Below are 12,454 nucleotides of genomic sequence, written 5' to 3' on the forward strand. Positions count from 1 at the left end.
TTACCTCCATTATTGCTATTTTTAACGAGTTAAGAAGAGTGAGATTTCCGGGAATAAAATAACCAAAACTAGTCCAATAAATAAGAGTCCGAAAAACGGTAAAACACCATAAACCACTTCCCCAATCTTCTCTTTTGAAATTCCACTTACGACAAATAAATTTAAACCAACCGGAGGCGTAATCATTCCAAGTTCCATATTTATCGTCATAATAATTGCAAAGTGAATTAAATTAATATCAAATAAGAGTAGGATCGGGAGTAGGATCGGCAATGTTATTAGAATAATCGACACAGCGTCTAAGAACATACCTAAAACAAAAAACAATAAGTTTACACCAATAATGAATGCCCATTTATTTGTACTAGTCGATTCTATCCAATACGCTAAATTTTGCGGAACTTGTTCAGTTGTCAAAAACATACCGAAAATAGTTGCTGCCGAAATGATCAGAAAAATCATCGCGGTAATATTAATCGATTCTCTGATAACCTTTCTAAAGACAGGCATTTTCATTTCTTTATATATGAACACGGAGATGAAAAATGAATACAACACTGCCACAAATGAAGCTTCTGTTGGTGTCATTGCACCTGAATAGATCCCCCCTAGGATTAGAAGTGGCAGGAAAAATCCCCATAATGCTTTGCGCGTTTTACCCCATCTTTGAGACATATCCTGCTTTGGCAGCTGACCGTAATTGTTTTTTCTTGCATTAATAACAGCGGAAATCATTAAAATAACCCCAAGCAATATACCAGGCAATATTCCCGCCGCAAAAAGTTTACCAATTGACTCTTCGGAAACAACCCCATAGATGATAAGTGGAATTGAAGGTGGTAATAAGATTCCTAGAGTACCTGCTGCTGCTACGAGCCCCATTGAATAACGTTTACTATATCCCGCTTCTACCATTCCAGGAATCATTACACCTCCAACAGCTGCGGCAGTTGCTGGGCTAGAACCCGAAATCGCTGCAAAAATCATACATGCCGCAATCGTTACGAGTGCCAATCCACCTCTTAAATGGCCTATCCAGGATTTTAGCGCTTCGATTAAGTGGTATGAGATTCCGCCCCTTGCCATAATAATTCCTGCAAACACAAAACCCGGAATTGCCATCAAGGCAGAGGAGCTTGAAGAGATGAACATTTTATATATTACCGGATACATTGTAAAATCAATTATACTAAGTGCAACTAAACTTGATAGTCCTAAAGCTACCGCAATGGGCACCCTAATTAAACATAGGACAAAAAATAAAACGATTAATATTATGGTTGTATTCACGTCCTTCTCCCCCTTTCTTTAAAAGATATTTTGAACATCATCATTGCTATTTTCGACATCTAAGTCTTTTCCACGAATTGCATTAAAGGTTTTAACAATAAAGTATAATCCTAACAATCCCATACCTACTGGCATCGCCAAATATGTAATCCAATGTGGGATACCTAAATCTATACTAACCCCTCCCTGTTCGCGTGCAACATTTACCATTTCTACGCCCATGACCGCTAGAAAAATACTAAATCCTGCACCAAGTAGATTACTTACAATATCAACGACTCTTTTCATAAATGGAGGCAATTTCTCATAAACCAAATCCACTTTAATATGGTGATTCTCTTTTAAAGCAATTCCGAATCCAATAAATATAGCTGTCACCATAAATATTTCAAATAGTTCATTCGTCCAGATGATCGGATGGTTCATTACATAACGCATAAAGATACCGAATAGACAAATAATCGATCCTACAATGAAAAAGAAAGAAGTAATGAATTCCTCAACCACTTCTAACTTTGCAAGTATTCTCCCCTTCATAATTACACTCCTTTCTATTAAGTGAACGACAAGATTCTTATATAAGGAGTCATCTTGTCGTTCACTAATAGTTAACCTGAAATTATTTACCGATTTCTTGAGCGGCTTTAATATACTCTTCACCAATTATTGGCGTATACTTCTCATAAATAGGAGCCCAAAGTTCTTTGAATTCATTAATATCCTCTTCCGAAAGTTCATAAATCTCGATATTCCCACGTTCCTTGATTTTTTCAAGTGCTTCAACCGCCATTTCATTTGCAGCTTTCCGGGCGGCATCAGTTCCAGCTTTAATACCACCATCTACAATTTCTCTCGTTTCCTCATTCAGACCATCTAAGAATTCCTTGTTTGCAAAAAAAGCAAGATCGACACGTGTATCTCCAATAATCGTCATGTACTTTTGAACTTCATCAAACTTTTTGGAATTGATATTTACGAATGTATTTGTTTGTCCATCAACCGTTCCTTGCTGTAATGCTGTATACAATTCCGTAAAAGGTATTGTAGCTGAGCTTGCGCCAACTGCTTTAAATACATCTTCCAGAACTTGTCCACCTTGAGTTCGGAATTTTAATCCTTTAAAATCCTCGGGAGATTTCAATGCTCTCTTGTCGTTTGTAAAGTGTTTAGGTCCGTTAGGCCACATAGCCAAGCCGTAAACTCCGTCTTTTTCCAATGATGAAAGAATTTCCATTCCTTTTTCACTGTCCCAAAACTTTGTAGCCTCATCGTTATCTTCGAATAAGAAAGGCAACGATACAAGATTAAAACGAGGATCATCCCCAACCAATTTCGACATATCTTGTTGTGTAAACTGAACATTGTTTGCAACTAAATTTTGATAAACATCTTTATCTCCAAATAGTTGCCCATTAGGATATACCTGCACTTTAATTTTTCCATCAGACTCTTTTTCAATATATTCTTTAAAAGCAATTGATCCAGCATGCTGCGAGGTATTCTCCGCCACTTCATGGGAAAGCTTGATTGTAATTTTTTGCACACCATCGTCTGCACTGCCCGTTGAATCTCCACCGCCACATGCAGCTAACACAACTAACAACACCCCAAATAATATACCAACGAATGCTTTCCTCATACTTTTCATTTTCTAGCCCCCAATGTTTTTTATTATTCCCATAACCCTTACGCACTTTTTTTTGCAACCACCCCCTTTAATTAAAAATACACTTTGGCCAACGCAAGCCGTCTTTTCAATAATTCAGTTTAATAGTTTTTTCGACATTATTAAAATGATTTTTGATAGCGCTTTCAGGATTCCCATCTATAATTCCTTGTAGAATATCTTTATGCTCTCTTATTACCTCTTCTCTTCTAGATGGTTTTTTCAAAACTATATTTCCTATCCTTTTCATCATGTCGTATAATTGTTCCGTCATAACAAACAATCTCTTGTTATCCGAGTACTCATTCAAGGTTTTGTGAAACAGATAATCTAGATTTGTGAATTCCAAATCAGTTTGCACGCTGGAGTCTGGATTCATTAGATCAATCAAATCTTGTAGTTCGCTTCTTTTATTGTCATCAAAGGATTGAGATACTTTTTTTGCGATTGCGCATTCAATAATATTCCTAATCTCAAAAATCTCTTCAATCTCTTTAATCGTCAATGGGCTAACATATACACCTTTATTAGGAAGGGAATAAACCCAGCCTTCTGCTTCTAGAATTTGAACAGCCTCCCGAAAGGGGGTTCCACTCACTCCATAGAGTTCAAGTGCTTTCTTTTGAGTGATTGATACATGATCTTTTAATGTTCCATTTGTTATGTCTTCCTTCAGCTTAAAATAAACCTCCATTTTTAAGCCTTTAACGCTTCTTGAACTTATCATAATATTTCTCCTTTACTAATTATTATCAATATACACTAGCCTAAATACTAAATCCACACATTATATATAATGCGGAATATTCAATTAATTAATGAATTGCATACCATATTTTATAATGCCTGCGCAGTACACGCTTATGACAATTCAACTAACTGTATGAACATTCATAGAAAAGTTAGCCGTTTCCTTAAGACGGCTGGCCTTTCAATACTTTCTCTTTCTCATTCAATTATAGTTAACAAACTGAATAGTTTGTCGCATAGGCACTCTACTTTAGTTTTATTTTCGTCCTTACGTTAATGCCCCTGAGACTGATTCCCTCCCCATTTAGGTCCAAGATTTCACGATAATGAATCATAAAAAAAATACCTTCGATATAAAAAATGTCACTCCCAAAGGTGTGCTCATTCATTATACAAAGGTATGAATCGGTAATCGCCTGTCATTCGCTGGTACATTCGTTATCAACTGGTGGTAAGAAAGATGGCAGAGGTGATACATTTTAGTGGCCGTAATCATCAAGTTCGATAACAGTTATTATATCTAATTCATCATCTTGTTGTAATTTCTTAATTAACTCCTTCGATTCCGGATAGTTCCCCCAAATAATATGTGCTTAGAAAGCCCACTCAAAATTCAGCACAATTGAAGAAATGGACGCAGTTGCAGAACAGCAGCTTTCACTTCATCGGGACAACTTGACGAAATCGGATCGCCAAGTACTCGACGTCATCCGTCGCTATTCGGTGAAATATGGTGCGGCTCATTTGAAACATGGAAGAATCGAAGACGCTACGGGAAAATCAAACGTAACTGTTTGTCGCGCCATCCGCAAACTCATCAAACTAGAAATCATTAAAAAAGTCCACTACTTCCTCCTCATGAGCGGGCTACGCGCCAACATTTATATCATTTTCCTCTTCGATGACCAGAGGAAAATGGACGACCGGGACAAGAATGACAAACGTCATGACAACTAGGAAAATTTTCCAAGCAAAAGCTTTTCCTATTAAATCTATATTAGCATCTCAAGATCTCAACTACACGTCTCCACAGGAATTGTAAAAGTTATCCACAAGTCTGTTCAGTCGAATAATAGATCTACTTGCCGGAACAATTGATGATACACAACTATCCCTTGTATTCTACGAAATTCACAGGGCCATCTCTGGACGGACGTATGTTGAAGTTAGAGACGACAAGCATGTTTCCAAGGCCTTGCCTATCGTGCGCTGATGATCACTGTCATGGCAACGAAGAAGAAAGCAATCCGTAATTTACAGAGGTACTTCAAAGGTGTGTTGGACAAGTTAGTCGACGAGGCGTACTTCCAGGATATGTTTATGCTGTTTGATGTGACGGTGGAGGTGTTTTATTGTCTGGAAGTTTAATAGGTACTTTTTATAATGACCAACTTATCGGTAGGACATCATATTACATCTTCTGCAGAACTTAAAAATTCATATATTGCTTTGGCATAGATTGCACATAAATTTACTAGTTGTTCAATTTCAATTGCTTCATTTGCTTGATGAAGTGTCCCGACTCCTTTAGGAAGTTCTACTGTCCCTTCGGGTGGAAGTGGGCCATAGGCAACATGATTTTTAAAGATACGGGCATAGGTTCCGCCGCCTGTTGTTTGAAGTGGAGTTGTTGTATCACCTGTTATTTCCCTGTATATTCTTTCTAATGTTTTAACAAATTCACTATTGGGGTCTACAAAAAGTGGTAGTGTATTTGATGTGATTTCAAACATCCATGACCTGTCAATACTAACTTTAGTTCTCAACTTCCTTATTAGTTCTTCTTGATTTATACTTTTTGGATACCTCATGTCAATAAGGAGATCAAAATCTGTTTCATTAATATTAATGACTCCAAGATTCATAGTTAAATTTTTAAAATATTTATCATAGTAGTTAACTCCAAATCCACTTCCATCCCATTCTTTACATAAATCAGTTATTTCTATAGCAAATTTGTCATTAAATTCTTGCCCAATCCAATCTAGTAAATGTGTAATTGCATTTATTCCAAACATTGGCATTTGAGCATGGGTTGAAACCCCTTCTAAACTAACTGTAGCAAGGGTACCGTCATAGCTGATTTTTCCGGATGTCCTATTTCTTTCATTATAGGCCATGAAGGATTTTATTATCGATGCTTGGTCTTTTCCACTGACATCGACTAAGGCACTTGCTCTATTGGGTACAATGTTTCCACGTAAACCGGCATTTAGTTTTTTTATAACACTATAATGACTTCCCTTTATTATAAATTGCATTATTCCTTTTTCTCCATAGACTACTGGAAATGAATTGTCCGGCGTCATTCCAAAGGTTGGATGTTCATTTACTTTTTCTGCATAATACTTAAGACAGCCCATGCCAGTTTCTTCATTGCATCCAAGTATGAAATGAACTTTTCGCTTTGGTTCATCGATTATCGAACGCACAATTTCCATCGCCGCTAATACCGCTACGGCGGGTCCCTTATTATCAATACTCCCACGGCCGTGGATTCTACCGTTTTCAATCACTCCTTCAAAAGGATTTGTATTCCATCCTTCACCCGCAGGTACAACATCAAGATGGGCTAGTATCCCAACTATTTCATCCCCCTCTCCATACTCAACTCTGATGACATGCCCATTAAAATCTACGGTCGTAAAACCCTTTCTTGATGACTGGGCTAAAAAAAGATTCAATGCCTCCCTAGGTCCTTTACCATAAGGAGCATTTATTGATTCATCAGCTGTAGATTTATCTTCTGTGGAATCAATTTTTATCAATGCTATTGTTTCATTAATAATTTGTTCTCTCTTTGCATTTGCCAGTCCTATCCAATCCACTTATGCCACCTCATTATTGTTTGGAATCATCAATCATCACAATGTCTAAGAAAGAAGGAGATCCTTTTAATATGATCTCCTCTTTTCTCAATTATTTTATTATCTATTACTTTCTTTAAATCTTTGTAAATCATCATTTGTTAAACGTTTAATCACTTCAACAAGTGTATTTACTGTGGCGATATATCTGTCCTTATGGACGAATGCGCGTGGCGACAGAATATATAATGATGGTATTGATAAGGATATTGTTACAATACCATCAAACAACCTGTGAATTTCATGTGCTTCCCCACCACCATAGTTTTGCACGATAATGTCTACTGGGTAGCCCAAGTCTCTTCCTGCTTCTTGGATAAATTTACTAAGCTCTCTATTTCCGATTATTTTACTATCGTAATGCCGAATTACAACCCCACCTTTTAGTTTATGCCCATCTGGATCACTTCCAGGAAAATCGTCACATTTGGCTACGTCAACCGTTATTGAAATATCGGGTTTTACTTTGTAACCAGCCGTTTTTCCTCCCCTATACCCGACTTCTTCTTGTACAGTTCCGCAAACAAATACATCACTTTCATGTTCATGCCCCTTTAGCTGTTTCATTACATCTATTATGATGTTGACGCCAATTCTGTCATCCCAAGCTTTTGCCATCATTACATCTGGATCAGCCATTTCCCTAAAGTCAACACGAATTGTGACTGAGTCTCCTCGTTGAATACCTAATTCCAGAACATTTTCCCTTCCTCTAACACCAGTATCTATATATAATTCACTCATTTCCCGAATTCGATCCGGGTTTTTATCCTCGTCTGGGAAATGTACTCCAAATAGTCCAGGAACATCTTTTCCAGAGCTAGTATGAATTAAGACTTCCTGTCCAAGAAGTGTATGGGTCCACCAGCGGTTGAGTGACATGACTCTAATCAACCCGCTTTCCTCAATCTTTTGTACTATGAACCCAATTTCATCGGTATGGGAAGATACCATTACTCGCGGTCCATTCCCCTTTCCTTTTTTCAAACAAATCAACGATCCCAAATTATCATAGTCAAATTCTTCTGCATAGCCCTCAAGCGCTGATTTCATAAGTCTTGTAACTCTAAATTCGTTTCCGGATGTTCCACCAGCTTCGGTGACCGCCTTAATGCGCGCTAAATCTAATTCTTCCTTTTTCAGCATAAAAATCTCTCCCTTTGCTCTATTTTTCAAGCTTGAAAATCCAATTTCCGCGTTGCATTACTTAATCTCTACTAGCCCGTATTTCACTAAAAGTTGAACATATTCATGTACATATTCCACATCTCCATCCCTGATTTCTGTAGTTACCTGTTGTGCAATCTCATTTACAGTCAGTTCTCCATTTATATAGTACTGGGTAATAGTTTCCATTAAGTGGGGGCTTAACACCTTAGGCTTTTGCATCCGTGAATAATCTTTAAAAGCCTCCATTAGTTCAACATCATTTAGAGCATAATCGTCATGATGTAAAATTGGTGCCTTGTATTTCCTTACCGGTATATAATCGTATTCGGGCTTTCCTAGGGGCGGTTCATAGTTAAGATCGACTTTTCCGATGCTATTCAAATATGCAGTAAATAGGGAATTTATTAACTCTTTAATAACAATCTTTTCATTTTCAACTATACGGTCTACACTCTCAGTTTCATCGAATTGGAAGAACCGTTTATAATCATCACAATACAATATATATGACTTTTCAATGCAGTTAATTTTGTATTGCAACTGATTGTTGTTAATCTTTTCATCAAATGCACTATCAATTAGTTTGGTTAGAATCGTTACAAGTCTTTCTCTGGATTTATTTAATATAATAGGAACATCTGCTACCTTTAAATTTGCAAGAGAATACAGATAACTAGCGGCAATACTAGCTGACTTTTGAAGTATGAAGGGATCTACTTCATCAATTGTGTCTCCACTCGTATGGTAGTACTTATCCGGCCATTGTCCTAGCATAATTGTGGGAATATTTATAGTTGGATCCGATAGAATGATATGATCACTGCCTGCTTGAAACTCACTAACAACACTGTTGAACATACTTACATAATTATCCTTATTGTGGGATATTACATCCTTTTTTACTTCATCGAGCGCTAATGCAGCAAGGTCGGCAACAAATGAAGGAGTTGAATGAGGAAGACCGCTTATCGTCAAAGGACCATGGCCTTTATCCTGACGTCCCCCAACCATATCCATATTTATGCCTGCTTTTATCTTTGAGATGTTATCTCCCAAACTATTTAAATACGCATACGTTCCAGTGAATTCAGGTATAAACACCATTCTAATCGTTCTTTTAAGTGGTAGAAGTCTACCCTTCTCAATTAAATCTTTTATTGACTTTAAGGCTTCCATTGAAGATGAAACACCGCTTGAATTATCATTGGCACATGTACGTGGATGGCAGAGGTGTGAAATTATTAATATTTCTTCATCTATTGTACCGGGCATCACTGTTTCAACCGCTTCTATTTCCCCTTCATATAAACTTGACTCTATATAGCAATTCATCTTTGGATAACGTCCTTCTGCTTTCATTGTTATACAGACTTTAGCCAATTCATCGCCCTGTCTTGGGGTAAGAACAAATCCAAAGGTTTTGGGTTCATCATCTGTATGCTTCCACCAGAATGAGGTATAGGCCCGAATATCTAATAAGTCATATCTCGTTCTTACATCTTTCAATTCTGGGATATAGTCAGTAATAATTCCTAGTGCACCCTGCTCTTTTATTGCCCAATCGACATAAGATTGAAAGTGATCTCTTACGAATATGATCTTTCCATTAAGCTCTATATCCCTGTAATTGTCTTTACAATTTCCTTTATCAAGATATACAATCTCCAGGGGTTTCTTGCGATAATCGCATGGATAACTTCTCTGGATTATGGATATATTGTCAGCATCGAAATCAGCTATCCTTTTAAATTCAGGTGAAATTAAATCGCAATACGCCTTCTTACAATCCCATTCCTTAAACGATTTTGAGGTTAAGTACCAAGTACTACCGTCAGCTTTAAAAGTTCGAAGGGTGGTTTTAAATCCTTCTGCGACCAATTTGTTTTTACAAAAGTTTGCAGCCATCCTATATCCAGTAGAAGCTTGGATTCTATGAAAGTTTGATATCTCTTTCAAATTCATAAATATTCGGTCGCCAGATACATAATTAGCGATTTCACGAAAACTTTTTTTCATCTAGTATCTCTCTCCCTTGGAATCTAAATAAGCATTAACCTCTGTAGTACTTTATCAACGCCTGGGTTCCGTCATTTTCGAGTCCCATATTCACCATCTCTTTGTACAAATTGTAAACAGCATTCAGCATCTCAAGAGAATAACCACGGGATTCGATTTCCTTTTTAACTATAGACATATCTTTCAGAAAATGTTTTATAAAGAATCCCGGGGCTAGATCTCCTTTTAGTACCCGTGGAGCCATATTGCTTATTTGCCAACTTCCTGCCGCCCCTGAACCGATTGCAGTAAACATTTTTTCAGGATCAAGACCCACTGATTCCGCGTAAAATATAGCTTCTATCATTGATGCAGTTGCACCCGCCACAGCAATTTGATTTGCAGCCTTTGCGTGTTGGCCATTCCCCGCTGAACCTAGATAGTTAATATTTTTCCCTAAATGCTCAAATAATGATCTAATTTCTATATAGTCTTCAAAATCTCCACCAACCATGATAGACAAAGAAGCATTTTTCGCTCCTAAATCACCACCAGAAACTGGCGCGTCCAATACTCTTATTCCTATTTCTTTACCTGTTTTATAAAGTCTGTTTGCCAATTCCGGAGAAGAAGTGGTCATGTCGATGACCACTGCTCCCTTTTTTGCTGATTCAAATATTCCTCCATCACCCAGATATATCTTTTCCACATCTCTTGGATATCCGACCATTGTAAAAATGTAATCAGAATCATTAACAGCCTCCGCGATTGATTTGCAAGCAATCGCACCTTTCTCATCCTCTAATCTTTTAGCTTTTGAGAATGTATTATTGAATACTCTAACGGAATATCCATTGTCTATCAAATGCCCAACCATGGGGCTTCCCATCACCCCAGTACCTATCCATGTAAGATTTTTCATCTGTTTATTCTCCTATAAATTATTTATCAGTAACGTTTGCTTCAGAAATAACGATTGCCCCACTGGAAGTTGCATAGAAATTCTTCACATAATCTTTAGCTAACAGCAACTTGTCATTGGTTAGTATTGGTAACCAAACAAATTCGTTTACAATAATTTCTTCAGCTTCATGCAATATTTTGAACCTCTTTGCCGGGTCAAGTGTTAATTCTGATTCCTCCACCAGTTCATCATACTCAGGGGTGCTATAGCCAGAAAGGTCCTGGATATATTGTGTAGATGACATATACAGTTTTAACCATGTAGTAGGATCAGCATAATCCGCTGAGGTTCCATGGCGAACAAAATCATGGTTTCCAGAATTACGATCTATTCTAAATGTCGCAAATTCCATTCCTTTTAACTCGATATCAACATTCAAGTTCTTTTTAAGCATTCCTTGTAAACCTTGTGCAATATCGATATGCATCTGGTTATCATTATTATAAAGATAAGTAGTTACAGGAAATCCTTCACCATTTGGATATCCTGCCTCAGCTAAAAGATTTTTTGCCTTTTCTATATCTTCGATAATTAAATCCCCGCCCTCTTCCCTAAAATCCTTACCGGTTGAAGGATTTGTTAATCCCGCAGGAACCAGTGCGTAAAGGGGCTGGGTAGTTCCGCCAATAATATCCGTAAGCTGTTTACGGTTTATCCCAATATTAAAAGCTTCTCGAACTTTCTTATCAGAAAACGCTTCATGATTAACATTAAAATTAATGATCATATTAGAAAGGTATGGAAATCTTTTAACTTCATTTTTTTCTTTATGTGTATCATTTACATCCTGAGGTACAGAGAACGCCATATCTATTTCACCATTCTTGAATGCAGCAGCGCTTACTTGCGGATCTGGGATAAAATAAAATTCAAGGCGATCAAGTACTACTTCTGAGGAATTATAATATTCTTTGTTTGGAACAAGAACTACTTTGTCATTCACATTGTATTCTTGAAACTTGAAGGGTCCATTTGTTACAATGTCGCTAACATTCTCTGCTGACCATGCTGACGAATCCATCGGAACTTTATCCTCACGTACTGGGTAGAACGGACTGAACGTTGTCAATTGAACAAAATAGGGCTGGATACGGCTTAATGTCACCTCAAACGTCGTATCATTTAGCGCTTTAACCCCAAATTCAGAATGGTCCATTTCACCGGCCATAACGCTGGAAAAGTTCTTTATACTGTCCATCAAATCTGCATAACTAGCTTTTAATTCGGGAACCAAATTGCGTGTCCATCCATATACGAAGTCCTCAGCTGTTACCGGCACACCATCGCTCCACTTTGCATCACTACGAAGCTTGAAAGTGTACACCATTCCATCTGGACTTACATCATAACTTTCCGCTATTTCATTCTTCATCGTTCCATCTTCCGCTATACTGAATAAACCTTTATAAACGTTACCAATAACCTGCTGTGGTGTATCTGTGGTCCCTGTTGCAGGGTCGAACCCCCCTTGGTCCCCTGCTAATCCCACCTTAAGAACCTGTTCTTTTTTCCCTGTAGCTGTTCCAGTGTCTTTACTTCCCACTTCATTCCCATCTTCAACTTTTTCTGATGTATCTGAACATCCTATCAACGTAAGAATAATAGAAAGGGCTGCGATAATAGTCATGAAATACCAAACTTTTCTCATTGTATAATTCCCCTTATTTTTATTATTTTTGCCGCCTTATGTTACCTGATTACATTGGAACGACAACTCCAAAAGAGAAGATATATCAAAGGTCAAAGGTTAAA

Annotated in this window: 11 protein-coding genes; 2 read left to right on the forward strand and 9 right to left on the reverse strand. The window is 37.4% G+C overall.

From position 1 onward, the window contains the following. Positions 1-21: 21 nt before the first annotated feature. The 4 genes from ACTHPA_RS00680 to ACTHPA_RS00695 all read right to left on the reverse strand — a co-directional run bounded on the left by ACTHPA_RS00680 (position 22) and on the right by ACTHPA_RS00695 (position 3,683). Complete coding sequence (locus ACTHPA_RS00680) at positions 22-1,290, reverse strand: TRAP transporter large permease (protein WP_440498133.1); 1,269 nt, start codon at positions 1,288-1,290, stop codon at positions 22-24. A gap of 18 nt (positions 1,291-1,308) precedes the next feature. Continuing rightward, a complete protein-coding gene (locus ACTHPA_RS00685) occupies positions 1,309-1,827 on the reverse strand; it encodes a TRAP transporter small permease (RefSeq protein WP_440498134.1) in 519 nt (172 codons plus the stop codon). Between the two features lie 82 nt (positions 1,828-1,909). Continuing rightward, positions 1,910-2,938 (reverse strand): TRAP transporter substrate-binding protein, encoded by a 1,029-nt coding sequence (locus ACTHPA_RS00690; protein WP_440498135.1) that lies wholly within the window; start codon positions 2,936-2,938, stop codon positions 1,910-1,912. 106 nt (positions 2,939-3,044) lie between these two features. Continuing rightward, positions 3,045-3,683 carry a GntR family transcriptional regulator gene (locus tag ACTHPA_RS00695; RefSeq protein WP_440498136.1) on the reverse strand — a complete coding sequence of 213 codons (639 nt, stop codon included), beginning with the start codon at positions 3,681-3,683 and terminating at the stop codon, positions 3,045-3,047. 653 nt (positions 3,684-4,336) lie between these two features. Between ACTHPA_RS00695 and ACTHPA_RS00700 the strand changes: the two genes are divergently transcribed. Both ACTHPA_RS00700 and ACTHPA_RS00705 read left to right on the forward strand, forming a co-directional pair. Next, positions 4,337-4,663, forward strand: a complete 327-nt coding sequence (locus ACTHPA_RS00700) for a hypothetical protein (protein WP_440498137.1) — start codon at positions 4,337-4,339, stop codon at positions 4,661-4,663. Positions 4,664-4,930: 267 nt separating this feature from the next. Continuing rightward, complete coding sequence (locus ACTHPA_RS00705) at positions 4,931-5,074, forward strand: hypothetical protein (RefSeq protein WP_440498138.1); 144 nt, start codon at positions 4,931-4,933, stop codon at positions 5,072-5,074. A gap of 38 nt (positions 5,075-5,112) precedes the next feature. Here the strand turns inward: ACTHPA_RS00705 and ACTHPA_RS00710 are convergent, their stop codons facing one another. From ACTHPA_RS00710 to ACTHPA_RS00730, 5 genes are all read right to left on the reverse strand, one after another. After that, positions 5,113-6,534: a Sapep family Mn(2+)-dependent dipeptidase gene (locus tag ACTHPA_RS00710; protein ID WP_440498139.1), complete on the reverse strand. Its 1,422-nt coding sequence runs from the start codon at positions 6,532-6,534 to the stop codon at positions 5,113-5,115. Between the two features lie 99 nt (positions 6,535-6,633). Next, the gene (locus tag ACTHPA_RS00715) at positions 6,634-7,719 is read right to left on the reverse strand and encodes a M42 family metallopeptidase (RefSeq protein ID WP_440498140.1); all 1,086 of its coding nucleotides are present in this window, start codon (positions 7,717-7,719) and stop codon (positions 6,634-6,636) included. Between the two features lie 57 nt (positions 7,720-7,776). Then, positions 7,777-9,759: a DUF4910 domain-containing protein gene (locus tag ACTHPA_RS00720; RefSeq protein ID WP_440498141.1), complete on the reverse strand. Its 1,983-nt coding sequence runs from the start codon at positions 9,757-9,759 to the stop codon at positions 7,777-7,779. Between the two features lie 34 nt (positions 9,760-9,793). After that, positions 9,794-10,660: an NAD(P)-dependent oxidoreductase gene (locus ACTHPA_RS00725; protein WP_440498142.1), complete on the reverse strand. Its 867-nt coding sequence runs from the start codon at positions 10,658-10,660 to the stop codon at positions 9,794-9,796. A gap of 19 nt (positions 10,661-10,679) precedes the next feature. Next, positions 10,680-12,350, reverse strand: a complete 1,671-nt coding sequence (locus ACTHPA_RS00730) for a peptide ABC transporter substrate-binding protein (RefSeq protein WP_440498143.1) — start codon at positions 12,348-12,350, stop codon at positions 10,680-10,682. Between the last annotated feature and the right edge of the window lie 104 nt (positions 12,351-12,454).

The organism is Sporosarcina sp. SAFN-015 (assembly GCF_051966875.1).
In the GTDB taxonomy this organism is placed as follows: domain Bacteria; phylum Bacillota; class Bacilli; order Bacillales_A; family Planococcaceae; genus Sporosarcina.